This is a genomic window from Candidatus Villigracilis vicinus (genome assembly GCF_016702885.1).
Lineage (GTDB): Bacteria > Chloroflexota > Anaerolineae > Anaerolineales > Villigracilaceae > Villigracilis > Villigracilis vicinus.
The window spans coordinates 472,349-496,964 of the sequence record NZ_JADJDD010000025.1; the positions used below are offsets into that span (position 1 = coordinate 472,349).

Annotated in this window: 26 protein-coding genes; 16 read left to right on the forward strand and 10 right to left on the reverse strand. The window is 49.7% G+C overall.

Features of this window, described 5'->3' with window-relative positions:
- Positions 1 to 77 precede the first annotated feature (77 nt).
- The 4 genes from IPG80_RS18165 to IPG80_RS18180 are packed head-to-tail and all read left to right on the forward strand — an operon-like array spanning position 78 to position 4,264.
- Positions 78 to 1,043 (forward strand): MoxR family ATPase, encoded by a 966-nt coding sequence (locus IPG80_RS18165; RefSeq protein WP_345109905.1) that lies wholly within the window; start codon positions 78 to 80, stop codon positions 1,041 to 1,043.
- Positions 1,044 to 1,093: 50 nt separating this feature from the next.
- Positions 1,094 to 1,798: a nucleotidyltransferase domain-containing protein gene (locus tag IPG80_RS18170; RefSeq protein WP_345109907.1), complete on the forward strand. Its 705-nt coding sequence runs from the start codon at positions 1,094 to 1,096 to the stop codon at positions 1,796 to 1,798.
- A 3-nt stretch (positions 1,799 to 1,801) separates the two neighbouring features.
- A complete protein-coding gene (locus tag IPG80_RS18175) occupies positions 1,802 to 3,178 on the forward strand; it encodes a VWA domain-containing protein (protein WP_345109908.1) in 1,377 nt (458 codons plus the stop codon).
- A gap of 42 nt (positions 3,179 to 3,220) precedes the next feature.
- Positions 3,221 to 4,264 carry a kelch repeat-containing protein gene (locus IPG80_RS18180; RefSeq protein ID WP_345109911.1) on the forward strand — a complete coding sequence of 348 codons (1,044 nt, stop codon included), beginning with the start codon at positions 3,221 to 3,223 and terminating at the stop codon, positions 4,262 to 4,264.
- A 52-nt stretch (positions 4,265 to 4,316) separates the two neighbouring features.
- Here IPG80_RS18180 and IPG80_RS18185 read toward each other — a convergent pair whose 3' ends face one another.
- Together IPG80_RS18185 and IPG80_RS18190 are read right to left on the reverse strand one after the other, a co-directional pair.
- On the reverse strand, positions 4,317 to 5,015 hold the full coding sequence (locus IPG80_RS18185; RefSeq protein WP_345109913.1) for a VIT family protein: 699 nt from the start codon (positions 5,013 to 5,015) through the stop codon (positions 4,317 to 4,319).
- A gap of 69 nt (positions 5,016 to 5,084) precedes the next feature.
- Complete coding sequence (locus IPG80_RS18190) at positions 5,085 to 6,224, reverse strand: serine hydrolase domain-containing protein (RefSeq protein ID WP_345109915.1); 1,140 nt, start codon at positions 6,222 to 6,224, stop codon at positions 5,085 to 5,087.
- Positions 6,225 to 6,397: 173 nt separating this feature from the next.
- Here IPG80_RS18190 and IPG80_RS18195 point away from each other — a divergent pair, with 173 nt between their 5' ends.
- From IPG80_RS18195 to IPG80_RS18205, 3 genes are all read left to right on the forward strand, one after another.
- A complete protein-coding gene (locus IPG80_RS18195) occupies positions 6,398 to 6,763 on the forward strand; it encodes a response regulator transcription factor (protein ID WP_345109918.1) in 366 nt (121 codons plus the stop codon).
- A 19-nt stretch (positions 6,764 to 6,782) separates the two neighbouring features.
- Positions 6,783 to 7,148: a response regulator gene (locus IPG80_RS18200; protein ID WP_345109920.1), complete on the forward strand. Its 366-nt coding sequence runs from the start codon at positions 6,783 to 6,785 to the stop codon at positions 7,146 to 7,148.
- Between the two features lie 110 nt (positions 7,149 to 7,258).
- Positions 7,259 to 7,624 (forward strand): response regulator, encoded by a 366-nt coding sequence (locus IPG80_RS18205; RefSeq protein ID WP_345109922.1) that lies wholly within the window; start codon positions 7,259 to 7,261, stop codon positions 7,622 to 7,624.
- 71 nt (positions 7,625 to 7,695) lie between these two features.
- Here IPG80_RS18205 and IPG80_RS18210 read toward each other — a convergent pair whose 3' ends face one another.
- Positions 7,696 to 8,097: a cytochrome c gene (locus IPG80_RS18210; RefSeq protein WP_345109924.1), complete on the reverse strand. Its 402-nt coding sequence runs from the start codon at positions 8,095 to 8,097 to the stop codon at positions 7,696 to 7,698.
- A gap of 123 nt (positions 8,098 to 8,220) precedes the next feature.
- Positions 8,221 to 8,439 carry a hypothetical protein gene (locus tag IPG80_RS18215; protein ID WP_345109927.1) on the reverse strand — a complete coding sequence of 73 codons (219 nt, stop codon included), beginning with the start codon at positions 8,437 to 8,439 and terminating at the stop codon, positions 8,221 to 8,223.
- A 101-nt stretch (positions 8,440 to 8,540) separates the two neighbouring features.
- Between IPG80_RS18215 and IPG80_RS18220 the strand changes: the two genes are divergently transcribed.
- Together IPG80_RS18220 and IPG80_RS18225 are read left to right on the forward strand one after the other, a co-directional pair.
- Positions 8,541 to 9,419, forward strand: coding sequence for a glycerophosphodiester phosphodiesterase (locus tag IPG80_RS18220; RefSeq protein ID WP_345109930.1), 879 nt, complete (start codon positions 8,541 to 8,543; stop codon positions 9,417 to 9,419).
- Between the two features lie 2 nt (positions 9,420 to 9,421).
- The gene (locus IPG80_RS18225) at positions 9,422 to 10,231 is read left to right on the forward strand and encodes a DUF1684 domain-containing protein (protein ID WP_345109933.1); all 810 of its coding nucleotides are present in this window, start codon (positions 9,422 to 9,424) and stop codon (positions 10,229 to 10,231) included.
- A gap of 57 nt (positions 10,232 to 10,288) precedes the next feature.
- Here IPG80_RS18225 and IPG80_RS18230 read toward each other — a convergent pair whose 3' ends face one another.
- A complete protein-coding gene (locus tag IPG80_RS18230; protein ID WP_345109936.1) occupies positions 10,289 to 10,846 on the reverse strand; it encodes a nitroreductase in 558 nt (185 codons plus the stop codon).
- A gap of 46 nt (positions 10,847 to 10,892) precedes the next feature.
- On the opposite strand from IPG80_RS18230, the gene IPG80_RS18235 reads away from it, so the two are divergent.
- Together IPG80_RS18235 and IPG80_RS18240 are read left to right on the forward strand one after the other, a co-directional pair.
- Positions 10,893 to 11,930 (forward strand): histone deacetylase family protein, encoded by a 1,038-nt coding sequence (locus IPG80_RS18235; protein WP_345109939.1) that lies wholly within the window; start codon positions 10,893 to 10,895, stop codon positions 11,928 to 11,930.
- Positions 11,927 to 12,679 carry a hypothetical protein gene (locus IPG80_RS18240; RefSeq protein WP_345109943.1) on the forward strand — a complete coding sequence of 251 codons (753 nt, stop codon included), beginning with the start codon at positions 11,927 to 11,929 and terminating at the stop codon, positions 12,677 to 12,679. The genes IPG80_RS18235 and IPG80_RS18240 overlap by 4 nt, the downstream gene beginning before the upstream one ends.
- Positions 12,680 to 12,738: 59 nt before the next feature.
- Here IPG80_RS18240 and IPG80_RS18245 read toward each other — a convergent pair whose 3' ends face one another.
- The 4 genes from IPG80_RS18245 to guaB all read right to left on the reverse strand — a co-directional run bounded on the left by IPG80_RS18245 (position 12,739) and on the right by guaB (position 18,005).
- Positions 12,739 to 13,107: a response regulator gene (locus IPG80_RS18245; RefSeq protein WP_345109945.1), complete on the reverse strand. Its 369-nt coding sequence runs from the start codon at positions 13,105 to 13,107 to the stop codon at positions 12,739 to 12,741.
- Positions 13,107 to 15,083 (reverse strand): molybdopterin biosynthesis protein, encoded by a 1,977-nt coding sequence (locus IPG80_RS18250; protein WP_345109948.1) that lies wholly within the window; start codon positions 15,081 to 15,083, stop codon positions 13,107 to 13,109. Before IPG80_RS18250 ends, IPG80_RS18245 begins: the two co-directional genes overlap by 1 nt.
- A 54-nt stretch (positions 15,084 to 15,137) precedes the next feature.
- A complete protein-coding gene (locus IPG80_RS18255) occupies positions 15,138 to 16,472 on the reverse strand; it encodes an aspartate aminotransferase family protein (protein WP_345109951.1) in 1,335 nt (444 codons plus the stop codon).
- 93 nt (positions 16,473 to 16,565) lie between these two features.
- Positions 16,566 to 18,005, reverse strand: coding sequence for an IMP dehydrogenase (gene guaB, locus IPG80_RS18260; protein WP_345109954.1), 1,440 nt, complete (start codon positions 18,003 to 18,005; stop codon positions 16,566 to 16,568).
- 119 nt (positions 18,006 to 18,124) lie between these two features.
- Between guaB and purB the strand changes: the two genes are divergently transcribed.
- The 5 genes from purB to IPG80_RS18285 all read left to right on the forward strand — a co-directional run bounded on the left by purB (position 18,125) and on the right by IPG80_RS18285 (position 22,951).
- Positions 18,125 to 19,477, forward strand: a complete 1,353-nt coding sequence (gene purB / locus IPG80_RS18265) for an adenylosuccinate lyase (protein WP_345109957.1) — start codon at positions 18,125 to 18,127, stop codon at positions 19,475 to 19,477.
- Between the two features lie 18 nt (positions 19,478 to 19,495).
- Complete coding sequence (locus IPG80_RS18270) at positions 19,496 to 20,761, forward strand: adenylosuccinate synthase (protein ID WP_345109960.1); 1,266 nt, start codon at positions 19,496 to 19,498, stop codon at positions 20,759 to 20,761.
- A 131-nt stretch (positions 20,762 to 20,892) separates the two neighbouring features.
- Positions 20,893 to 21,675 carry a hypothetical protein gene (locus IPG80_RS18275; protein WP_345109962.1) on the forward strand — a complete coding sequence of 261 codons (783 nt, stop codon included), beginning with the start codon at positions 20,893 to 20,895 and terminating at the stop codon, positions 21,673 to 21,675.
- Positions 21,676 to 21,760: 85 nt separating this feature from the next.
- The gene (locus tag IPG80_RS18280; RefSeq protein WP_345109965.1) at positions 21,761 to 22,090 is read left to right on the forward strand and encodes a BrnT family toxin; all 330 of its coding nucleotides are present in this window, start codon (positions 21,761 to 21,763) and stop codon (positions 22,088 to 22,090) included.
- 114 nt (positions 22,091 to 22,204) lie between these two features.
- Positions 22,205 to 22,951, forward strand: a complete 747-nt coding sequence (locus IPG80_RS18285; protein ID WP_345109968.1) for a histidine phosphatase family protein — start codon at positions 22,205 to 22,207, stop codon at positions 22,949 to 22,951.
- Here the strand turns inward: IPG80_RS18285 and IPG80_RS18290 are convergent.
- Positions 22,948 to 24,567, reverse strand: coding sequence for a hypothetical protein (locus IPG80_RS18290; RefSeq protein WP_345109971.1), 1,620 nt, complete (start codon positions 24,565 to 24,567; stop codon positions 22,948 to 22,950). The two genes, IPG80_RS18285 and IPG80_RS18290, sit on opposite strands and share 4 nt — an antisense overlap.
- Positions 24,568 to 24,616 lie beyond the last annotated feature (49 nt).

Here is a 24,616-nt window from a genome sequence, read left to right on the forward strand (position 1 = left end):
ATACACATTGGACCGGGAGCGCCCGTCAGAAAATCGACCGTCGCATCGTCCAAGTAAGATAGACCCTGAGGAGACATATGAGCACAATTTTCGATTCAACCAAGACCGTAAAAACCGAACTCTCAAAGCAAAATTACATCGCTTCGGATGAGATCGCAACCATCGTCTACCTCGCCCAAAAATTAGGCAAACCTTTGCTGGCGGAAGGTCCCGCAGGTGTAGGCAAGACGGAATTGGCAAAAGCCATTGCCTCTGCAACGGGGCGTGAACTCATCCGCTTGCAGTGCTATGAAGGGCTGGATGAATCCAAGGCATTGTATGAGTGGGAATATTCCAAGCAATTGCTTTACACGCAATTACTGCGCGATAAATTGAACGACACGCTTGGCAAAGCCGAATCTTTGAGCGAAGCCGCAGACAAACTGGCGAAGGAAGAAGATGTCTTTTTCTCCACGCGCTTTTTGCTGCAACGTCCGTTATTGAAGGCGATTTTGAGCGAGAAACCAACAGTTCTTCTCATTGATGAAATTGACCGTGCCGATGCGGAATTTGAAGCCTTCCTTTTGGAAATCTTGGTTGACGTCCAGGTCTCGGTGCCGGAACTCGGAACGCTTGTTGCGAAACATAAACCTGTTGTTGTGCTGACTTCCAACAATACCCGCGAACTCTCCGAGGCGTTGAAGCGTCGCTGCTTGTATCTGTTCGTGGATTACCCAAGTCTGCAAGAGGAACTGGCGGTCGTGCATTTGAAGGTTCCGAATCTAAATCCCAAATTGGCGCAACAAGCCGTGGAATTCGTGCAGAAACTCCGCAAAGCGGATATGCGTAAATCTCCATCCATCAGTGAAACCTTGGATTGGGCAAATGCACTCGTGGCATTGAACGCAACAAATTTGGATAAGGATGTTTTGGAAGATACGCTTTCTGTTTTATTGAAGCATGAAGCCGATCTACAAAAGGCAAAGCGGCAGTTGATGAGTCCGCCGCAAAACCCGAAGCAACGCCCACCTGCGGATGATTTTGGTAAATTCTCCGGGAATTGATCATGTTCAGCGTGGATTATCGCGACCAAGTATGTAATTTCATACTTGGTATGGCAGACACAGATAACCGCATCACTTCAGGTGCTGTTGTCGGCTCGCTTGCATTAAGCGAAGGCGACCGTTGGTCTGACCTCGACCTGACCTTTGCAGTGGCGGACGAGTTCAATCAACTCGATGTGTTGGAAGATTGGACAGACCGGATCGTTGAGAAATTCAACGCGGCTCATCTTTTCGACCTGCCGAGCGGAGCATCCATTTATCGCGTGTTTCTGTTACCTGGTTGTTTGCAATTCGACCTCTCATTTACACCCGCATCAAAATTCGGCGCCACGGGTCCGAAGTTCAAATTACTCTTTGGAAGTGCCGTTGAAAAGCCATACAACCCGCCTCCCGCCGCACGTGACCTGTTCGGCTACGCTGTACATCATGCTTTACGCGCACGCTTTTGTATCGAGCGAGGAAAATTATGGCAAGCTGAATATTGGGTCCACAGTACTCGTGATTACGCGCTAAACCTCGCCTGCCTGCGCCTGGGGCTTCCAAGCAATAATGGTCGCGGCTACGACGCGCTTCCAAAAGAAGTTCTGGATGCCTTCAAAGATACTTTCGTCATAACCCTCGAAAAGAACGAACTACAAAAAGCCCTCAACAATTGCATTAAGGGATTATTGAGTGAGACACACCTTGTTCAAGACCTTGCCTTACAGGTAGAACCACAACTGCAAATTCTGACCGCAGTTTGGGAAGGAATGTAATTTATGGAATCTCGCATCCTCCAATTGATCTCAGCCTTGCGCGCCAGCGGGGTGCGCGTGTCACTCGCCGAATCTGCCGAGGCGTTTTCGGCAGTGGATCTGATGGGCATTCAAGACCGCGAGTCGTTTCGGCTGTCTCTTCGCGCGACCTTGATCAAAGATGTGAAAGACCTCTCCACTTTTGACAAACTCTTCCCGCTCTTCTTCGGCTCAGGGACTCCGCCGGAGATGGGCGGCAACCCATCCGATGACCTGTCGCCGGAAGAGATTCAGATGCTGGCTGAGGCGTTGAAGAATTTCGCGGAGAATCTTCGTCAACGCATGGAAAGGCTGATGAATGGCGATCCACTTTCCCGTGCGGAGTTGGAGGCGCTGGGACAACTTGTCGGCTTGAATCAGGCGGATAATCTCCAATATCAAAACTGGATGACCCAACGCATGATGCGCGCGATGGCATTCCCTGAAGTGCAAAAGGCGATGCGTGAGTTGATGGAACAACTGCAACAGATGGGCATGAACCGCGAGCGCGTGGAGCAGATCCGCGAGATGATCCAGCAGAATATGCAAGGGATGCAGGAACAGATGCAGCAGTTTGCCGGTGAGCGTATTGCTGAGAATATGAGCGAACGCCCGCGCGGCGAAAATATCGAGAACTTGATGAACCGTCCGTTTCAGGCGTTATCCGATTCGGACAAAAAAGTTTTACAACGTGAAGTGAAACGCCTCGCCGCTGCTTTGCGCACAAGAATTGCCTTGCGTCAAAAGAGAATGAAGACCGGGCAAATGGACCCGAAGGCAACCATCCGCGCGAATTTGAAATATCAAGGTGTGCCGATGGAGATCAAACACCGCGACAAGATCCGCAAGCCCAAAATTGTAGTGATCTGTGATGTCAGCACCTCGATGCGTTTTTGCTCGGAGTTGATGTTGAGCTTTCTATTCGCTCTGCAAGGACAAGTACGCAAGACGCACGCCTTTGCCTTCATCGACCATCTTGAATCCATTTCGGAAGATTTCACCGGCACGAATGCGGATGAGGCGATCCAATCTGTGCTGTGGCGTATGCCAAGCGGACATTACAACACCGACCTGGGCTGGTCGCTCAATGATTTCAACAAAGAATACATGGACACACTCAACAGTGGCACCACCTTGCTCATCGTCGGCGATGGGCGTAATAATTACAACGATCCGCGCATTGATATTTTTTCGACGATGGCACGCCGTGCCACCCGTACCATTTGGCTCAACCCCGAACCCGATTACATGTGGAATGGGGATAGTGACATGAAAAAATATGCACCCCTGTGTAATAATGTGCTTAAGGTCAGCAATCTACGCGAGCTGGCAAATGCAGTAGATGAGTTAATGACTGGATGATTCACGAACCTCCTCTAGTCGGGCCTCGTACACAGGAGACAAATGAAAAGGTTATCAAAATTTTTGGGAGCGATCTTGCTTTTCGCATCTCTGAGCGCTTGCGCCGCACCAACTCCAGCGCCTACCCCAATCCCCACGATTGCGCCAACCAATACGTCGATCCCGGATAATTCCCTCCACCTGGGGGTGTGGCATGATATGTTCTACCATGAAGGGCTTGGGCGGATTGTCCTGGTCAATGGTGGACCAGAAAGCGGCAAGTTGGGCAGTGACCCTCTGGAGCTATGGAGTTGGAACGGACGCCAATGGTCATTGCTAAGCTCGGAAGAAAAGGGTCCACGCTGGCGAAATTATGCAAGCATCGCATATGACTCTCAACGCGATGTACTCGTTCTATACGGCGGTTTAACCGAAGAACGAAACTACAACGACACATGGGAGTGGGATGGGCGTAACTGGACTCAGTTCCCGGTGGAAGGTCCGGGTGCAAGAGAAGCAGCGGGAACAACGTTTGATACCGCCCGCAATAAAGTCATCCTGTTCGGCGGCAGTCAATCTGGCAAGTTAATGAACGATATTTGGGAATGGGATGGAAATCAATGGACACAAATTCCAGCACAAAGCTCCCCTGAGCCGCGCTTCCCGGGAGGCTTTGTATACGATCAAACCCATCAAAATGTTTTTCTTTTTGGCGGGCGCAGCGTTCAAGATGAAAAATCTATCACCTATTCAGACACCTGGATATGGAATGGTCTTGGTTGGGAAAAAATCGCTGTAAACGGACCTTCAAAACGGGAAGGAGCCCGCGCTGTATTCGACTCTGTCTTCGGGCATATCGTTCTTTTTGGAGGCGCAGACGCTAGTGACAAGTTCAAACCCCTGAACGACACCTGGATATGGGATGGTATAGAATGGCTAAAACTGGCAGGGAACGCCCCGATTGCCAGAGCGTACCCTGCCATGGCATATGATCCCAAACGCTCCGTGATCGTTCTGACCGGCGGATCAAACGCTCCAAACATCATTCTCAACGATACATGGGAATGGAATGGAGAGAATTGGGCTTGTGTAAGTGAATGCAAATGAATCCAAAAGAGGCGGCTGATTGCCGCCTCTTTTTGTATAACTTCCAGATAGATCACGAAACTGACGTTCCAAAGAGTCTTCCAACGAGGGCGGTTGCCAGCATGGCAAGCAATCCCCAGAAAGTGACGCGCAAAGCGCCCACCCACATATTCGCTCCACCTAGTTTCGCTGCCACCACCCCCATGATCGCCAGAAATACAAGGGAACTTCCTACAACAATTGAGATCATCATTTCAGATGGGGCGAACAACACCGCCAGCAAAGGCAGGATTGCGCCTACAGCAAACGATAACGCCGAAGCCAAAGCGGCCTGAATCGGTTGAGCTGTATGGATCTCGTTTAACCCGAGTTCATCACGGGCATGCGCCATCAAGGCATCTTTTGCCATGAGCTGATCGGCAACTTTTTTTGCCAACTCTGGCTCCAGCCCGCGCTGAATATAAATATTGGTAAGTTCACGGCGTTCCCCCGCGTCATCTGTCTCCAATTCCTTTTTCTCGCGTGCCAGATCGGCTTTCTCAGTATCGGACTGCGAACTGACCGAAACATACTCGCCCGCCGCCATGGACATGGCTCCTGCCACCAGCCCTGCGATACCAGCCACAAGAACATCACCGCGCACTGCGCTTGCCGCAGCCACCCCCACCACCAGACTTGCCGTTGAAACGATCCCGTCATTTGCGCCTAGTACCCCAGCACGCAACCAGCCGATCCTATCGGCATAATGTCGCTCGAAATGAGTTTTAGGCACTGTATGCCTCCTTTTGTTATGCAAATCGCTCTGCATCCACATTCATTCTAGTGCATATTAACGCCCAGGTCACTTCAAGTACAGGTCTGCTGCCGAGAATGCAATCCCCTCTGCGCCTTCCTGTGAATAATCCAAATTCAACAATACGACCACCGTCAATTCTTTTTCTGGAAAACGAAGGTAATAAGACTCGAAGCCCAGCCATGCGCCAGAATGACCTACATAGGTTTCACCTGCATATTCGCCAAGGTCAAAAGCAAAGCCATAAGCCGTTTCATCCCCATTATCAAGAACTCCAGAGACAAAAGCCTCCGCCAACGAATCCTGAGCGACCAATGTATCGGTATACAATGCCTGGTCGTATAGATATAGATCCCCAAGAGTGGAGTAAATACTCCCTGAACCATTCAAAGCATCCAATACATCGGGCTCATAAACACCATCAACAGAATAGCTTTCAGCCACTTTTTCACCATTTAAACGCTCGTCGTTCGGAACAGCAAATGTGCTTGTCATTCCCAACGGTCCAAAGATGCTTTCTTCCATGAACACCGGATACTTCTCTCCAGAAAGCCGTTCGATTAGAGCACCAAGAATATCGTAGCCAGTGTTGCTGTAACTATATTCCTCACCGGGGTCGGTAAGCATGCCACCCTGTTCTGCCAACACACTCAACAAATCCTCGTTTGACGGTCTATCAGAAGACGCCACCAGCGCATTATAGATCTCGTCACTATCGTCATATCCCATTATTCCAGATGTATGGTGCAACAGACGCCGAATTGTCACATCGCTGCCCATCCATTCCAATTCAGTCAAATGCATTCCGATCGGATCGTCATATGTCAACAACCCCTGCTCTTCAAGCATAATAACGCCCAATGCTGTAAATTGCTTCCCCACCGAGCCCAAATGGAAAACTGTATCTATCGTGATCGGCACACCATTTTCCACGTCAGCAAAACCGTATCCTTTTTGATGGACGATCTCACCATTTTTTATAACCATAACCGCGCCGCCAGGACCGTCGGAATATCCTGCCATTAAGTTATCGATCTCCGGAGACGTCACGCCGCCATCAGCACCAGCAGTTGGCTCCTCCTCAATAACCTGCACTTCCTCTTCTGCCTGATCCTCCCCCGCTGGGACACTTCCACAAGCCAGGGCAAATATCATAATCAGGGCTAAAAGTAATGTTTTTCGGCTCATCTGGGTTCCTTATCTTCGGTCAAAAGACCTGTCAAATATTCAAATCTCCATCTGCGAGCCGCCATTATAACGGGAATACCTTGCATTGAAATTACCTTGCCGTAAACCTTCATTCATACTGCAGAGGGTATAATATTTAAATCAAGCAAAAGTCTTAGATAGGAATTGAATAAATGGCAAAAATCTTAATCGTGGATGATGATGAAAAGGTAACCACCCTCCTGGGACGTTATTTATCGTCGTTAGGATACCAGATCACAGCGATCAACCAAAGCGCAAAAGCCGTTTCCACCGCGGAGCAGATCAAACCAGATCTTTTTATCCTGGATATTATGATGCCTCCGCCAGATGGTTTTACCCTCACCAGTATGTTGCGCGACAATCCAAAATTCGCCAAAACCCCGATCCTCATTATTACTGCATTGGATCACAGCAATAGCCGTGCAACCACGCTTGGCGCAAATGGGTATTTGGCGAAACCCTTTAACCTGGACGAATTGGCGGCAAAGATCGTTGAATTGATCGGTGAAGATAAATAAACACACCAAGGAGATTGGCATGGCAAAAATATTGGTAATTGACGATGACTTTGAAACGATAAAGTTACTGGAAGCTATCATACAAATGGAAGGACACGAAGTGCATTCTGTTCACGAAAGCCGGAATGCACTTAAAGTGGTAGAAGATCTAATGCCCACCCTTGTCTTGCTTGATATCATGATGCCAGAAATAAATGGGATTGCCATCTGCAAATTGATCAAGTCCAACCCGCACTTGAAACACATCAAGGTTATGATGGTTTCTGCCCTAAGCGACGAAGGCACAAAGCGAGATTCCCTCCATGCAGGCGCAGACCAGTTCGTAACCAAACCAATTCTCCCCAGAATACTTATCCATCAGATCAACGATTTATTAGCGGAGTAACCCGGTTAAATTATACTTTTTGTGACTTGTGTTTAATCCCTGCTGCAAGTATCATAGGCGAAGCTTTTCAAATTTCATTTCAGGATTTATTCTTCTTCAGGGCAAAACGCATGACAAAAATAATGATGGTTGATGACGATAAATTAGTTATCGAATTGCTCCAAAAGCTTCTCAAAGCAGACGGTTTTGAAACGGTAGCCACGAACGACAGCTCAAAAGCTATTGAGCTTGCCAAACAGGAAAAACCAGACCTGCTACTGCTCGACCTGATGATGCCCCAGCCAGATGGTTTCCGTTTGTGCCGTATGCTGCGGGAAGAACCCCTTTTCACCCGCACCCCCATCATCATTGTTACAGCCTTGGATGACTCCGACAGCCGTGCCGTCGCTTTTGGTGCCGGAGCTACAGATTACCTGACAAAACCTTTTCACCCCGGCGAATTAAAAGACAAGATACTTGAAGCCTTGGAAAGTTAATTACAACACAGAACGAAATCAAAAAAACACGCCTCAAGATTTGAGGCGTGTTTTTTTTTGATCAAATCGACTTACTTAAGCGTGCGGATGTAAGCAACCGCCTGCCAGATCTGTTCGTCGGTCAGAACACCCTTCCAGGCAACCATGGCAGTGCCTTCCTTACCTGTATTAATGCGCCAGTACAGGAAATCATCACCGACCTGGGCAGCAAGTTCAGGAAGGTTCTTAGGAGTGGGGTCAAGTGCCGCACCCGCAGGACCATCGCCATGACCCTGAGGTCCGTGGCAGGATTCGCAATTGGTCTTGAAAACTTCAGCACCAGCTGTTGCAGCATCAGCACCCAAAGGGCTGACAGCCCCTGCATAATCAGCAGGAACAGTGGCAATTGCAGTCGCGCTGGAACCACCACCACAAGCCGCGAGCACAATGGCGCTCAAAGCCAAAACCAACAAACCAAAAAAGACTTTCTTCATCGTATACCTCCAGTTGATTATTATCGGCTGATATTATAGTTTTTTTGTGAAAAAAAGCACTGTGACATTAGTTACATTAATCACATGACATCTATAGGCGGATTTCCAAAAAAATAATCGCGGTTATTTTTTTCTGCTACCTTTATGTTGGTCTTCGGCCGCTTTCTTTTTTACCGACACGGCTTCCTCCTTCGCCTCGACCTGATTTTGCTTTCTCGAGCCAAACGCCCAACCAACAATAATGGACAGGGCGAAAAAACCCAACAAAACCATGAGGATCATCAAAAGCTCAGTATTCGGTCCTTCACTAACACCTTCAGACAGTAAGCGTAATGCAAGCATGTTTGCCTCCGTATATTTTTTTACCTGCGACACTTATAAGTGAAAATATGGAGAGTGTCAATTCTAAGGGTAAAATTGCCCAATTCTGTTCCGGAGTCTCAATGAAACTTAAACCCTGGCAAATCATCGTAGTCCTTATTTTCTTCGCACTTCTTGTTCTTCGCCTCACTTCAAAACCTGCGCCACAGCACCCATATTATTCCAACAAATCGAACGAGCCGCTTGTCATCGCCCATCAAGGCGGGGATGGCGTCTGGCCCGGAGAAACATTATTTGCCTATCAAAACGCCGTAGACCTAGGCGTAGATGTCCTCGAAATGGACATCCACATCACTTCCGATGGCATTCTCGTTCTCATGCATGACGAAACCGTAGACCGCACAACCAATGGATCCGGTGAGATCGAATCCATGACATTGAACCAGCTCAAAAAACTCGATGCCGCTTACGACTGGTCACCGGATGAAGGCAAGACCTTTCCATACCGCGGACAGGAACTAACCGTAACCACCCTAGAGGAAGTCTTTCAAGCTTTTCCAGACAAGCATATGACCATTGAGATCAAAAAGACCAACACCTCCATGGCAAAGCCTTTTTGTGACCTCATCCGAAAATACAACATGCAGGAAAAAATTCTGGCGGCATCCTTCCACGACGAACGCCTCAAGGAATTTCGCGCCGAATGTCCTGAGGTCGCCACTTCCAGTGCAAAGAATGAAACAACGCTTTTTGTTCTGCTGACAAAAGCTTACCTTGGCAGTTTTTATTCCCCCAAGTTTTACTCTTTGCAAGTTCCTGAAACATCCGGCGGCATTACCGTCATGACCCCGGGATTCGTCCGCGCGGCACATGCCCGCAACCTTGCCGTAGAGCCGTGGACCATAAACGACGAAGAAACCATGCGCAAACTAATCGAATGGGGTGTGGATGGCATCATCACCGACCGCCCGGATATTATGATGGAAGTATTGGGGAGATAAACATGAACCAATACTCAAGCAGTATCAACGAAGCGCGCAAACGCCGGGATGCACGTGTTGCATCAGACCCATTGGATTGGATCAACCTCGTCGGTTTGTTCTGGCTGGAAGAAGGTGAAAACTCATTCGGCAACAGTGCCGAGGCGAAAATATCCCTACCCAAATTTCCTCAGCCCATTTGCGGGTATTTTCTCTTCAAGAATGGGCAGGTTACTGTGCATGCCGAATCTGCAATGACTATGAACGACGGCATCGTTGATACCCGCCCGCTTCGCACCGATAAAGAACCTCAGGCAGATCTGCTCGAAGTTGGTCAGCTCACTATGAAGATCATCGTCCGTGGGGAAGCTACGCTTGTTCGTATATGGGATCGCAACTCTGAAAGCCAAAAGAATTTCAAAGGCTTCGATTATTACCCCGTTGACCTTGCCTACAAAGTGACCGCAAAGTACATCCGATATGACCCGCCCAAGCCAACCATTCGTGTTGAAGGTATCGGCACCGAAGTCCCTACGTTTTTCATGGGGCAGGCTCAATTCACGCTCAATGGCGTTGAATGTACCCTCGAGGCAGAAGAAAGCGGTGATACACTGCTTTTCAATTTCAAAGATGAAACAAATACCATCACCACCTACGGCGGTGGACGCAGGTTCTACCTTCCACAACCTGAAGGCGACGAGATCGTCCTCGATTTCAACCTGACAGAAAACTGGCCCTGCGCCTACACAGCCTTCGCCAGCTGTCCTATTCCACCCAAAGAGAACAAACTAAAAACACGCGTCGAAGTTGGCGAAAAGGTTTTCAAGAAATAAGATCAAAAAAGAGCAGCGGGAAAATCCCGCTGCTCTTTTTTGATTTCTAATCTAGAATTACTCCACCCAGGTTACACGGTCTTCATAACCTACCCGCGTGTAGGGCTCCGGCATCACATCAGGATGCCCGATATAGATAAACGCGACAATATGCTGGTCTTCTGCAAATCCTAAAAATCCTTTCACTTTCGCATCACGCGCCCATTCACCGGTACGCCAGATCGCACCCAGCCCCAAAGCATGTGCCGCCAACAAAATATTCTGGCAGGCAGCTGCTGCTGCAGAAAGGTTTTCGGCTTCGATCGTTTTTTCGTCCGCTGGTTTATCTGCCCCAACGGCAATGACGACGGGAGCGCGGAGCGGCAATGCCCGGACCTTATCCAAGCCTTCGGCTGGCGCAGCAGGATTTCGGTCCGCGAAAGAGGCGGACATGATATCCCCAAGTTTCTTACGACCATCCCCGGTTAACACCACAAAGCGCCAGGGTCGCGCCTTGTGGTGATTCGGCGCCTGTGCTCCAGCGCTTAATAATTGTTCCACCAACTCACGAGGAAGTGCATCTGCCTTTACTTTGCTAACGGTGGTTCTTCCATGTATTGCTTCAAAAATTTCCATCAAATCCTCCAGGTTCAAAGACGCTTGCGGGTAAAATGGTCTTACCATGAAAATATTTTATTCCGAAAGCCATCGCAGCCATTACCCGCCTTTTGAGGTTTTCGACGGCGGCATACGGGTACCTTATTTTGAGAACCCAGACCGTATGGACCAAATTCTGACCGCGCTCAAACGAACCCAGTGGGCAGACTTCATTCAACCGAATGATTTTGGGCTTGACCCGATCCTGGCAATACACGACCGCGACTACATCAACTTCCTCGCCTCATGCTGGGATGAGTGGCTGGCATCAGACCCCGAGGTTGCAACGGCACCCGAAAAACACGCCTTCCTGCCTGCCACCTTTGCATTGCGGCGAAAAGCCCGCCCAACCACTTCCTTGCGCGGACGCGGCGGATATTACATAATGGACCTTTCTGCCTGCATTGTGGAAGGGACGTACCAGGCAGCACTCGCCTCTGCAAATTGCGCCCTAAGTGCAGCATCCGCATTAGTCAACGGAGAGCGTTCAGCGTTTGGGTTATGCCGTCCGCCGGGTCACCATGCCGGGAAGGATTACGCAGGTGGATATTGTTTTATCAACAATGCGGCTGTGGCTGCAAACTGGCTCTCAAAAAAAGGGAGGACCGCCATCCTTGATGTGGACTATCATGCTGGCAACGGCACTCAGGATATCTTCTATGAGCGTGGCGATGTTTTGACCATCTCCATCCACGGCGATCCTGATTTTGAATACCCTCATTACATCGGTTTTGCAGAGGAAATTGGAGCAGGCGCAGGTTTGGGCTTTCACAGGAATTTTCCGCTGCCAAAAGACACTGGAGACGAAGCGTATCTTTCAGCCTTGGAAGAAGCCTTGCAAATGATTCGCGCATTTGCCCCCGATTATCTTGTTGTATCCCTCGGCGCAGATGCTTTCGACGGCGACCCGCTCGGAATGTTTCGGGTGACACGTAACGGGTTCCATGAAATTGGGAACCGTATCGCTGGATTAAACCTGCCAACAGCGATTATCATGGAAGGCGGCTACGCCAACGAAGCACTTGGACACAATATTCAAACTTTATTGGAGAATTTCAAATGAAAAAATGGCACACTCTATTATTTGTTCCTATCTTTACGTTAGTCTCTTGCGGCGCTCCAGCCACAGCCGTTGAACCGACTGCAACCGACACTCCCGCCATTGTATACATCACCGCTACCCCAGAGCCCGCAACAGAAACTCCAGCCTTCACACCCACTTCCGAAGTCACAGACACTCCCACCACGACTGCTACAGCCGAAGCCACCGGACCGATCGCAACCGTTAATAAACAGGCACACTGCCGTTACGGTCCTGCCGTGGCCTATTTGCACGCCGCTGATTTATTCGCGGGCGATAAGGGCACAGTTCGCTACCGGGCGCTATACAGCAACTGGCTTTACGTCCAATTCGATAAGCTCAGTTATTCCTGCTGGGTTGCGCCTTCCGTTGTAGATCTCACGGGTGATATCAGCACGCTTAAAAAGATCGAACCCGACCTGCTGCGCATTGGCAGCAATATGTATGGTCCGCCGAGAAATGTTCAGGCTGCCCGCAAGGATGATGAAGTGACGATCACCTGGGATCAGGTTGAAATGACCGCCGACGATGACCGCGGCTATCTGATTGAGGCTTTTGTCTGTCAGGACGGCGCCTATCTCTGGTGGACAGATTCATATCCCGATCAATATGAAACCAGCTACACAGTCAAGGACGAAGCCGGATGCAATGCGCCTTCATGGGGCAGGTTGTACACAGTCGAAAAACACGGCTTTTCCGAGTCGGTTGAAATTCCATGGCCTGCGCCATAATTTTACGAAGAATCAAAAACTCCCGCTTGCGAGCGGGAGTTTTGTTTTTTTATATTTGCTTACTTGACGATCCCGGCTTTTTTAAAGGCACCTTCCAGTATATCAATGGTCACTGGTTTGATCACCATGGCTTGCGCTCCCCCGCGCATTACATGCTGACGAGTTTCAGGCTGGTCATCTGAAGTAATGATGACCACAGGGATCTTCATCAACCGCGGTTCACGGCGGATATACGCCAGCACTTCCGTGCCATCCACACCAGGCATATTAATATCAAGGCAAATAAAGTCGGGCACTACGCTCGACAGAACAGACATTGCCGCACTGGAACCATCCGCCACCCTTGCCGGAAGTTCTAAAAGCTCAAGCATCTGCTGTAATGCGTCCGTTGTTTGACGATTATCGTCAATGATCAAACCTTCTGTCATCAGTCCTCCAAAATTAATGTGCCCATCACAGACACATCGTAACCTTTCAGTTTTGATACAGCTTCTCGAAAACGTGCATCCATCAACAGGTCAAAGAGAGGCGTAAGCAGTTCGCCGTCTGCAAACTGCTTGGGAATTACAAGGTCATAACGTTCTTGAAAAAGAGAAATGAATTCCAGATCCAGCGCTTGAGCAGCAGCAGCAACACCCAAACCGCAATCGGCGCGCCCCGACGCAACTGCCGAAGCAATCCCGAGATGAGTATACTCTTCCTGATTATAGCCCGCAATGGAATCTTTTGAGATCGACATCAGATTTAAATGATAATCCAGCAGGACGCGCGTACCAGCGCCGCGCTGCCGGTTCACAAACTGGATTTCAGGATTGGTCAGGTCCTTCAAACTTTTAATTCCTTTTGGGTTCCCCTTCTTAACGATCAAACCCTGATCACGCCCAACCAATGCGACTACTTTCACAGGAATACCCGGCATGTACTGACGGATGTATGAAATGTTATACGTGCCATCCTGCGGGTCCAGTAAATGAGACCCGGCAATATGCGCCTCTCCCCGGCGCAAAGCAACCAAGCCGCCCTGTGAGCCAACATTGGCAGATGCCAAGCGCCGGTCATGTTCAGCGAGGAATTGCGCGATCAGGTCGAGTGTTAGATCATGCGACCCGATGGCAAGAATGGTCTTATCGATCTCGCTGCGATTGCGATACATACGTACCTGGATCTTCTCACCCGCTTCCATACCCTGCGTACCACTTGGAACCAACGCCAAACCGTCTGCCTGGACAAGCGATGTGATCACACCTGCTCCCCGCGAAAGCGGCGCCGCAAGCAATTTGTCACCGACCTTCCCCACCACCACGCGGACGAAATCATCATCACCGGCGGGTGAAACCAGCTTGCGTGTGAGTGTGGCTGTTTCAAGCGGCAACTCTAACGGACGCCGTCCCAGCCACCTAGCGATGAGTGATTCGACAAAGATATCAATGGTCAGAGCGGCAGAAACCGGATAGCCGGGAACACCCACAATCGGAATTTGTCTGGCAGGAGATTGAGAGGTTACTCCTCGATCCACCATTCCTAAAATCACCGGGTGTCCCGGGCGCACAGCCACGCCATGCACCAACAATGTACCCAATTTTTCCACCACACGAGAGGAAAAATCCTCTGCGCCTGCTGAGGAACCGGCATTTAGAAGGACAAGGTCATGTGTCTGTGCAGCTTCAGCAACTCGCTGACAGATCAAATCAAAATCATCTTTAGTGATGGGGTACCGCGTTGGATTACCGCCCATCTGCTTGATCTGTGAAGCCAGCACAAGTGAGTTGTATTCGAGGATATCTCCCGACTTAAGTTTGGAACCGATCGGAACAAGTTCTGTGCCTGTCGGTAAGATGGCAACCTTCGGCTTACACGCCACTCGAATGGTCTGATGCCCCGATGCAGCGATCGCACCCAAATCTGCCGGGCGCAGGACATGCCCTGCAGGCAAAACCAACTGCGTTGCGACAATATCCTCTCCCAATGGGCGCACGTGACTCCACGGCGTCACTGCGGCACGGACACGGATCGACTTGGGCTTACGTATCTCTGTCGTGATCTGGTCGTGCTCATCCAGCGACTCGACATTCTCGATCGGGATCACTGCATTCGCCCACTCCGGCAACGGGTCACCGGTATCCACATACTGCGCTTCGGGACCCGTATATAACGTCACAGGTGCGGATGGCATGGCTCCATTTGTAGCCACCGCGCGGACAGCAAACCCATCCATGGCAGAGGCGTGATAATGCGGCGAAGAAATTTCCGCCCAGATCGGCTCCGTGGTAACACGCCCAAGGGCGTTCTCATCGAGTGGAATTTCTTCCACGTTGAGAACACGCCAAAGGTCAGCCTCTTGCAAAGCTTCACGCAAGCGGGCTTGGGCTTGAGAGAGAGGGATATCGTGGAGGTATACAGACATACGGTTTACGATTTACGATATTGGATACTCGATTTTCGAATATCCAATATCGTTTTATGAAATCCCATCCATTGCGGCGCCGAGGCGCTTCACGATCTCATCCACTTCATCTTCCGTGATCGAAAGCGGAGGTGAGAACGCCAGTGTACTGCCAAGCGGACGCGAACGCAATCCATTCGCTTCTGCAGCTTTGAAAACCTTCATCGCCATGGCAGGGTCGGCAGCCCGCGTTTCTTTACTGGAGACGATCTCCACACCGCAGACCAAACCAAGTCCGCGTACATCGCCGACAAAGGAAAATTCTTCGAGTTTCTTCAAACCATCGATCAATCTTTTCCCTAATTCACGGGCGCGCTTCGGAAAATCCTCCCGCTCCATGATCTCCAAATTTTTCAATCCCACGGCGCAAGCCATTGCATGACCTGAATAAGTATAACCATGCATATACGCTTCAGTATCTGCTGCGGATTCCATCGTTTCGCGAATTTCATCAGAGATCTGAATGCCGCCAAGCTGGGCATACCCACTGGTGATGGCTTTGGCGAAAGAAAGAATATCCGGTTTGACATTCCAATGTTTGAGCGCAAACCATTCGCCTGTGCGTCCAAAACCGGTAATAACTTCATCTGCAATAAATAAAACCTCGTATTTATCGCAGATATTACGAATTAACGGGAAATAATCGTCGGGTGGAACGATCACGCCGCCGACGCCCATCACAGGCTCAGCGATGAAAGCGGCGACCGTATCGGCTCCTTCGCGAAGGATGGCTTCCTCCAACTCCCGAGCTGCCGCCTGCCCGACGGTTTCCCCATCCTTCAATTTGCCTTCATAACGATACGGATTCGGTGCAGGGATGTGAGCAAATCCATCTGGTGCAGGACCGAACATGGTGTGATATTTTTCAAGCCCGGTGGCAAATGTGGTGGAAAGCGTCACGCCGTGATAAGCGCCCTTGCGCGCAATGACTTTGTATTTGCCTGGCTTGCCTTTGCGCTTCCAATAATAGCGGGCAGTCTTAAAAGCCGAGTCATTTGCCTCGGAGCCACCAGATGTGAACAAGGTTGTATTTAAACCTTCATACGCAAAGCCTGCCAGTTTATCTGCCAATTGAATGGATGGCAGGTTGGTCATGCCGGAGAAATTGGAAGTGAACGCCAATTCTTTCATCTGGTCATAGGCAGCTTTGGCAAGTTCCTCCCGCCCATAACCAGCGTTCACATTCCACAGCCCTGCCATGCCGTCCAGGATCTTACGCCCATCAGAGAGATGAAGCCACACACCTTCGCCGCGTTCGATCACCATCGGGTTGGCATGGGTCTTTGGATGATAAGTGGGATGAAGTTGTTTCTTATCTTTCTCGATCCAGGTCTTTGTTTGGTCGCTCATAATATTCTCCTGTTTTATCCTAATACGGAAAGCACGAAACAATATCCATTAACGCGCTCCATATTTTATCGTTCATTATTCCATATTCGTCAATTACCCAAGAACTTCCACATCATGCGGACCTGACTCTCGCAAACCAGCCCCGGTCATGCGGGTAAAAATGGCTTTTTGCTGGAATTCAAGGATATCCTTCGCGCCACTGTAGCTCATCCCAGATTGTAAACCACCAACGAGTTGATTTAATACTTCACGTGCCTTGCCGCGATACGGAACCGCCGCCTCAACCCCTTCCGCCACGTAGTCTTCGATCTCCTCACGAGTCAGGTCGTTCCCTTCACGCTTGTTGCGGTCTATATTCGCTGCCAGCGATGCCATGCCGCGCGACGCCTTGTAGCGATGTCCACGGCGGGTCATGATCATGCCCGGGCTTTCATCGGTGCCTGCCAACATCGAGCCGATCATCACGGTCTGGGCGCCAGCCGCAATGGCTTTGGCAACATCACCAGGGAAACGAATGCCGCCATCCGCAATAATGGGTACACCACTATCACGAGCTGCACCCGCACATTCGATCACAGCCGTCAACTGCGGAACGCCAGACCCCGCCACCTGCCGGGTGATACAGATCGAGCCGGGACCCACACCCACTTTGACCGCATCAACGCCAGCATCGATTAAACGTTTGGTTCCTTCCGCCGTTGCCACGTTCCCGCCGATGACTTGCGCCTCGGGGAAATGCTTGCGGATGTTTTTGAGCATTTCAATTTCGAGAAGCGAATCGCCGTGCGCAATATCCACTACGATGCAATCCGCTCCTGCTTGCAAAGCGGCTTCCACTCGACGCATTTCCTTATCCCGTACACCTACTGCAGCACCAACCGCCAAACGTCCCTTCGAGTCCTTGGTCGCTTTGGGAAACTTGGTGATCTTCATAATATCTTTCAAGGTCACCAAACCGGTCACTTTACCATTCTTATCCACCAGTGGAAGTTTCTCCACGCGGTGCTCATGCAGCAAACGCTCGGCATCTTTCAACGATGTGTTCGGCGAAGCGCTGTGTACAGGGCGCGTCATGATGGCGGTCACTGGTTTACTGTCATCTTCTTCAAATAAAAGATCGCGGGTGGTGATAATACCTATCAGTTTTTCATCTTTATCCACGATCAAGATCCCGCCCGTATCGGTTTCCTCCACCACGCGCTTCACGTCGCCCACTGTATGCTGATCTGTCATCGTTAGTGGATTTTCCACCATGAACGACTCAGCTTTCTTTACCCGCTCGATCTGGCGGGTTTGTTCGGCAATGGTCATAAAACGGTGGATAATACCGACGCCGCCTTCACGCGCCATCGTGATCGCCATTTCACTCTCCGTCACCACATCCATATTTGCGGAAACAATGGGTGAATTCAGAAAAATCTTTTTTGTTAACGGGCTTTTTGTAGAAAGGACGCGCCGAGAATCGATGTCTGAATACTGCGGCACCAAAAGCACGTCATCATAGGTCAGAGCTGTATCCTGCAAGATCTTCATGAGAACTCCTGTAATCCAAAATCAAACCGCCCGAATTATACCCAGCACAGCCGCAATTAGCTCATTTTCTTAAGTGTGAATTCACCATTTGTAGCTACGGGTATTATATAATGACGTCAATGAGCCTTCACGCATTATCTTCACTGGATGGACGTTACGAAAAAGAGACTGCCCCCCTGCGGGACTTCCTCTCAGAGTTTGCCTATTTACGCACCCGCACCCGCCTCGAACTGGACTTTGTGGCTGCCCTTTCCAAAACAGGCATTATCCCAGCCGGGAGTTTGTCCGGCTGGAAACCGGACCTACAGGGCTTCGTCGATGAAGATGCACTAAAAATTCAAGAGTACGAAAAGACCACACGGCACGATGTCAAAGCCATCGAATACTATCTGCGCGAAAAGATCCCAGCAGAACTACATCCATGGATCCATTTCGGGCTTACTTCTGAAGATGTAAATAACCTCGCCCAAGCCCTTGCATTGCGCGACTCTCGAGACCTCGTCCTACTCCCTGCTCTCGACAGCCTGCTCAACTCTCTGCGAGATTTTGCAAAAAAATACCGAGCTGCCCCCATGCTCGCGCGGACTCATGGACAGCCTGCCGTGCCCACCACGTTGGGAAAAGAGATCGCCGTTTATCTGGCTCGTTTGCAGAAATGTCGAAACGAATTGGCGCGCCATACATTCGAAGGTAAGTTAACTGGCGCGGTGGGAAATTTCAACGCATTGCAATCTGCCTACCCAAACATAGACTGGCTTGCATTCAGCACAGACTTTATCACAAGGCTTGGGCTACAACCCAACCTTGTCACTAATCAGATCCTGCCATACGACAATTGGAATCGATATTTCCAATCCATTCAATTAACCAATGCCATCCTGGTCGATTTTGCGCAGGATATGTGGCGTTACATCAGCGACGGTGTGCTCAAACAAAAGGTCGTGGCAGGTGAAGTCGGTTCTTCGACCATGCCGCAAAAGGTCAATCCCATTGACTTTGAAAATGCCGAGGGCAATCTCGGTGTGGCAAATGCCATGTTCGGGCATTATGTTCAGAAATTATCTGTTTCCAGATTGCAGCGCGATCTCTCCGACTCAACCGTGCGCAGAACATTTGGTACGGCACTGGGGCATACCCTGCTGGCATGGAAAAATGCCGCCAGGGGCATGTCGCGTGTGGATGCAGATGAAGAAAAAATCAAAGCTGACTTGAACGCCCATTGGGAAGTCGTTAGCGAAGGGGCGCAAACGATCCTGCGGGCTGCCGGAAAGAGCGACGCCTACGAAACGCTCAAGTCACAGACGAGGGGCAGCCAAATGGACAGAAACAGTTACAAATCCTGGGTGGAGGCGCTGCAAGTAGATGAAGAAACGCGTCAGCGTTTGATCGGCTTGTCGCCAGAATCTTATATCGGCGTTGCAATTCAAATCACAGATCAAGTCATTACAGATCACGAATCACATAATCTGTAACAAGCACAAGGAGATACTATGACGGTTATTGCAGTAATTGGTTCACAGTGGGGGGATGAGGGCAAAGGCAAGGTAGTGGATTTTCTAGCAGAACGGGCAGATTATGTGGCGCGCTTCAATGGCGGGAATAATGCCGGGCATACCGTAATCAATGAGTTTGGCACATTCAAGATCCATTTGGTGCCTTCGGGTATTTTTGCGCAGAACACAACTGGTTTGATCGGCGGCGGCGTGGTGATCGACCCGGCAGTGTTGATCGAAGAAATTGAAATGCTCAATAAAGCTGGCGTGAACGTGGATGGACGTTTGTGGGTTTCGCCGCGTTCTCACATCATCATGCCATATCATAAAATTTTGGATGGCTTGTACGAAGAAGCCAAAGGCAAAGGCGCCACCGGCACCACGCGCCGCGGCATTGGTCCCGTATTTGCAGACAAGGTCAGCTATAACGGAATCCGCTGGACGGATTTTGCAAGTGACATGTTCGAGCAGCGGCTTGAAGTGCAGTTGACGTTGAAGAATAAGATCATCGTTGCATTGGGCGGCGAGGCGCTGAAGTTCGAGGCAGTGCGCGATGAGTATCGCAGCTATTATGCCAGGATCAAACCATATCTCAAAGAATTGTTCTCGTTGGTACAGGATGGTTTGAAAACGGATAAAACTTTTTTGCTCGAACAAGCCATGGGAACATTCCTGGATACGGATTGGGGCACCTATCCGTTCGTGACCGCATCCACGACCATCCCCTCGGCGGCATCGGCAGGTCTGGGCATTCCACCCAAGTACATTCAAAATGTGATCGGTGTGACCAAAGCCTACACCACCCGCGTCGGCGGTGGACCGTTGCCCACGGAAATCCATGATTACGAAAGTGAAGTGTATAAAAAGTTTGGCGAAGTTGCAGCGACAACAGGGCGTGTCCGTAGAGTGGGCTGGCTGGATTTGGAGATCGTGAAAACCGCGGCTGAGTTGAGCGGCATGACCGAAATCTGCCTGACCAAGTTGGATGTGCTCAGCGGCTTGAAGGAAATTCAGGTTTGCACAGGCTATAAGCTGAACGGCGAAACGATCCGCTATGCAGATGTGGATGCCTACGGTTTGGATAAGGTCGAGTGTGTGTACGAAACCTTCCCCGGCTGGAGCGAAGACATCAGCAAGGCGAAGTCGTTTGAAGAGTTACCGGTCAACGCACAGAAGTACGTGAAGATGATCGAAGAGGCGGCAGGCGTGCCCGTGAAGTGGATCGGGGTGGGACCTGCAAGGGATGAGACGATTCGGCGATAGCGAGAATGAGAAGTGGACAGGTGGCGGTCATTTCATAAGTGGCCGTCACTTGTTTTATTAGTACGATTGTACCGCGGGTAAATTTTGCGAAATTCATATAATTACAAAAATTCATCTTAGGAGAATACTTCATGTCAACTGGAAGGAAGATCGCAATTGGGGTTGTCGTTCTCTTTGTCTGCTTATGTGTTGCCGCCATTGCCTTCGTCAACTGGTCAAACTCAGATAAAGCACAAGCCGAGTTCAAAGCCATTGACACCCAACAAGCCATCGAGAGCGCCACTGCCGTTGTCGCGACACAGCAAGCCTCAGGAACTGCAACCGCCGTCTGGTCTGAGATCGAAGCGAGGCTTCAAAATACAACTCTCGTTTATGAAAACACATTCGAGGAAGGCACACTCATCGTCAATAAATTTGGTGAAGACCTCGAACCCTATTACCGCGATGGCATCCCCGAAGTCATCGTTAGTTGGAACGGCTTTACCATCCTGCCCAGTGAAAAAAACCTCAGCGATTTCGTCGCCGAAGTGGACTGCATGACCAACGGCGCATTCTGCGGCATCGCCTACAACATCATCAGCGACTCTGCTGACAAAGAAATATTTTTCGCATCGGGCATTGGCACCACCGATCAATATTTCTTCGACAACCACTACGCCTCACTACCCTCATCAACTTGGAAACACAAAAATTTCGCACCCTCTTCTGCCGAAGGATTTTTACATCACCTGCGCCTCGAGCGCTTCGGACAAGTAATGCGCTTCTATGTCAACGGCGAGCTGATGGAAGAACGCCTCTTGGACTACCCCGAAGCTGTATCCGGCGACGTTGGCTTTTACTTCGGGAAAGCATCCGACGAGAGTGGCATCCAAACTGTGCAATTCGACAACTTCCGCGTGTGGGAATTGCCATAAATTCCGCAAGTAGAACTTGCGGAATCCAGATATGCGGAATCCAGAATTTCTATTTCTGGATATAACCCATGCTATACTCGCCCCTATGAAAAAACAAAAAGCCCTTCAATTCAAATGGGACGAAGACAAAGCCGCCCGCAACGAAGCCAAGTACGGCGTATCTTTCGGCGAAGCCTCAACCATTTTCAATGACAAGCATGCCATCTATCAAAACGACCTGGAGCATTCGCAAAAAGAAATGCGCGAGATCATCATTGGGCGTGCGCCAGCGACGAAACGTCACCTGACCTGTTTCTTCACCCGTGTGGACGGTGTCATTCACATTATTGGTGCAAGGCTCGCCACACACAGAGAGCGGCAGGGTTACAAAGACAACTCCGACGAAAAGACAAGAATCGTTTATCAAATAAAATAACCCATCAAAAATCCCCGTCAAAACTAGCGGGGATTTTTGATGCTATACTCTTTCCGATTTTTACAAAGACCAAATACATCAACCCAACCTACAACAAACAGAAGGAAATAATTCATGCAGCTTTATTTCATCCGTCACGGACAATCCATTAACAACGCAAATTCAGACAGCGAGACGTATCAGGAACACTCCGATCCATATCTGACAATGAACGGCAAACAACAGGCGCGCCTGCTGGCAGAATACCTCAAGAACAGTCAAAAGATCAGCAACCCAGCCTCGCGAAACCTGCACAACGAATATGGCTTCGGCTTTACCCACATCTATACCAGCCTGATGGAACGTGCCGTCGAAACAGCCTCCTACACTGCCCGCGCCTTGGGAAACATCCCTTTCACAGCCTGGGTGGAAATCCATGAAGAGGGCGGCATCTATGCTCGCGAAGAGGGCGAACGGTTCAATGGGCTGCCGGGTAAGCCGCGCTCGTTCTTTGAAACGAATTTCCCCGAACTGGAACTCCCAACTTCACTAAGTGAAGCTGGCTGGTGGAATCGCCCCTTTGAGGATGAAATTCAACGACAACCCCGCGCCGATAAAGTCCTCGCGGAATTACTTGCAAAACATGGTGATAAGGAAGGTCAACCCGAGGAACGCATCGTCTTCGTCAGCCATGGCGGCTTCTTCGTGCGCTTCTTATCTGCCGTTTTACAGCTTCCCTGGCGGCAGGGCGCCCACGGATTAAGATCCTGGTTCATGCTGCACAATTGCTCCATCAGCCGCTTTGACTTTCAAAAAGACTACGCGATGATCTCTTATGTCAACAACACCAGTCACCTTCCCGCCGAATTGATCACTGGCTAAGGAATTAAGACAGTCTGCCAATATTTTTCCATCAGAACATCATAGTAACCAGTATTGAAACGAACGATCTCCAGGAGACGCCCCGGAGCGTTCAAATCTGCACGCGTCAAAATAGACAACTTATCAAAGTAAAGCCGCAGGTTCGAATCCTGGATCAAATTCTCTTTAAAGTCTGCCTGAATGGTTTCCAGATAACCGGCAGGAAAACCACGGTCATAGTGACCTACACGCGACATCCCCACATTCACAGGGATATGAGCGCGCAATGGATCAGACAATGCATAACTATCGATGATATAGATATCGGGACCGGCATAATAGCCATACATACCGATCGTGTTCATTTCCACTGGAGTTTCTTTTGCCTGCCCTACCATCATTCCTTGGTAAGCAAGCTCATGCAAGCCGCCATGCTTTATGTAATTGAGCCAGCCATTACCGCCGAAATAATAATATTTTTCATTGGCGATCCCAAACTGATAATCAGACATCCCTGGCTGACTGGCATACATCAACAATGGCGGGCGGTCTGCAGAAAGACCAATAATCGCCAACAAAGCCAACATGAGGTTTACGGCTTGCCGAGGCATTGAACCAAAAGCCTTTTCGGCATCAAAAGTCATCAATAAAACCCAACCTATCAGGAAGACCCCCGAAAAGAACCTGCCGGACATAAAGTCGCCGCCAATCCAGAGAATATAGAAAAGATAAAGCAGTCCACCAAGTGCGATACTGATTCGTCTGGTTTCACGCTGCCAAAACACGGAAAGCATCCCAACCCACACTGCACCAAGTGTCAATGGATCCCAATGGAAAGAGTTTTGGATATAAACCGCCCCCTGTTTAAAAAGGAGACTGGTAGGAAGACCGGTCGCCGCTTTTACATAATAAGTATTGGGGAAGGGAAAGCCGTAATAATACAATGCAAAAAATTCCCAGACCAAGATCGGTAAAAATCCAGCAGCCAGCGCCAGAACTGCCTGCCACTTATGATCCTTTTGGCGCATGAACTGTTCAAACAGCGCGGGTAGGTAAAAAACCACGGTATCCAAACGATTCAAGGCAGCCAGTCCCGCCAAAAGCGAAAGTTTAAACAATCGCATCCGAGAATCGGGTTCGTCTTTGAAGTACTGGATCAAAAAGAGGGCAAGCAGAAAATGCGTCAGCGGATTCTCCAACCCGGAGGAGGAATAATCAATAAATGACATTGAGCCGCCAAAAAGGATAACCGCGAGGATCATTCGGGTGGTGCTACCGGCAAAATTCCGGATTAACAGTACGATCAACCATATGGATAAAAGCAGAGATGGCACATAAAATACATATAAGGGGCTTGGAATTAAGAATGCGAAAATGACCAGAAGGAACATCCACAAAGGATGAGTGAATACTTGCACCCGCTCGCCGATATTCCAAACCAATCCATACCCATGCAGGAAGTTATCCACGGTGCGCAGGGTGATGAACGCATCATCAGATACCCATAAATTTCGGATCAGAATGAACACCAACAAGATCAGGCTGGAATAATACAAAACCCGATCTGGGTTATCGATCCTAAATCTCAACTCAAGGGGAGGTGGGGTTTTGACTGACTCTTCTTTGGATTCGGTCATCGCATTTCTCCTTTAGATCTAAATTATACTGGAAACTCAATAGCGAATT

Bases quoted from the DNA above. Each gene is read 5' to 3' on its own strand.
- IPG80_RS18210 (WP_345109924.1), bottom strand. From the start codon at position 8,097: ATGAAGAAAGTCTTTTTTGGTTTGTTGGTTTTGGCTTTGAGCGCCATT.
- IPG80_RS18255 (WP_345109951.1), bottom strand. From the start codon at position 16,472: ATGAGCGACCAAACAAAGACCTGGATCGAGAAAGATAAGAAACAACTT.
- IPG80_RS18235 (WP_345109939.1), top strand. From the start codon at position 10,893: ATGAAAATATTTTATTCCGAAAGCCATCGCAGCCATTACCCGCCTTTT.
- IPG80_RS18165 (WP_345109905.1), top strand. From the start codon at position 78: ATGAGCACAATTTTCGATTCAACCAAGACCGTAAAAACCGAACTCTCA.
- purB (WP_345109957.1), top strand. From the start codon at position 18,125: ATGAGCCTTCACGCATTATCTTCACTGGATGGACGTTACGAAAAAGAG.
- IPG80_RS18225 (WP_345109933.1), top strand. From the start codon at position 9,422: ATGAACCAATACTCAAGCAGTATCAACGAAGCGCGCAAACGCCGGGAT.
- IPG80_RS18200 (WP_345109920.1), top strand. From the start codon at position 6,783: ATGGCAAAAATATTGGTAATTGACGATGACTTTGAAACGATAAAGTTA.
- IPG80_RS18220 (WP_345109930.1), top strand. From the start codon at position 8,541: ATGAAACTTAAACCCTGGCAAATCATCGTAGTCCTTATTTTCTTCGCA.
- IPG80_RS18270 (WP_345109960.1), top strand. From the start codon at position 19,496: ATGACGGTTATTGCAGTAATTGGTTCACAGTGGGGGGATGAGGGCAAA.
- IPG80_RS18230 (WP_345109936.1), bottom strand. From the start codon at position 10,846: ATGGAAATTTTTGAAGCAATACATGGAAGAACCACCGTTAGCAAAGTA.
- IPG80_RS18190 (WP_345109915.1), bottom strand. From the start codon at position 6,224: ATGAGCCGAAAAACATTACTTTTAGCCCTGATTATGATATTTGCCCTG.
- IPG80_RS18275 (WP_345109962.1), top strand. From the start codon at position 20,893: ATGTCAACTGGAAGGAAGATCGCAATTGGGGTTGTCGTTCTCTTTGTC.
- IPG80_RS18195 (WP_345109918.1), top strand. From the start codon at position 6,398: ATGGCAAAAATCTTAATCGTGGATGATGATGAAAAGGTAACCACCCTC.
- IPG80_RS18215 (WP_345109927.1), bottom strand. From the start codon at position 8,439: ATGCTTGCATTACGCTTACTGTCTGAAGGTGTTAGTGAAGGACCGAAT.
- IPG80_RS18170 (WP_345109907.1), top strand. From the start codon at position 1,094: ATGGCAGACACAGATAACCGCATCACTTCAGGTGCTGTTGTCGGCTCG.
- IPG80_RS18285 (WP_345109968.1), top strand. From the start codon at position 22,205: ATGCAGCTTTATTTCATCCGTCACGGACAATCCATTAACAACGCAAAT.
- guaB (WP_345109954.1), bottom strand. From the start codon at position 18,005: ATGAAGATCTTGCAGGATACAGCTCTGACCTATGATGACGTGCTTTTG.
- IPG80_RS18180 (WP_345109911.1), top strand. From the start codon at position 3,221: ATGAAAAGGTTATCAAAATTTTTGGGAGCGATCTTGCTTTTCGCATCT.
- IPG80_RS18240 (WP_345109943.1), top strand. From the start codon at position 11,927: ATGAAAAAATGGCACACTCTATTATTTGTTCCTATCTTTACGTTAGTC.
- IPG80_RS18280 (WP_345109965.1), top strand. From the start codon at position 21,761: ATGAAAAAACAAAAAGCCCTTCAATTCAAATGGGACGAAGACAAAGCC.
- IPG80_RS18175 (WP_345109908.1), top strand. From the start codon at position 1,802: ATGGAATCTCGCATCCTCCAATTGATCTCAGCCTTGCGCGCCAGCGGG.
- IPG80_RS18250 (WP_345109948.1), bottom strand. From the start codon at position 15,083: ATGTCTGTATACCTCCACGATATCCCTCTCTCTCAAGCCCAAGCCCGC.
- IPG80_RS18205 (WP_345109922.1), top strand. From the start codon at position 7,259: ATGACAAAAATAATGATGGTTGATGACGATAAATTAGTTATCGAATTG.
- IPG80_RS18290 (WP_345109971.1), bottom strand. From the start codon at position 24,567: ATGACCGAATCCAAAGAAGAGTCAGTCAAAACCCCACCTCCCCTTGAG.
- IPG80_RS18245 (WP_345109945.1), bottom strand. From the start codon at position 13,107: ATGACAGAAGGTTTGATCATTGACGATAATCGTCAAACAACGGACGCA.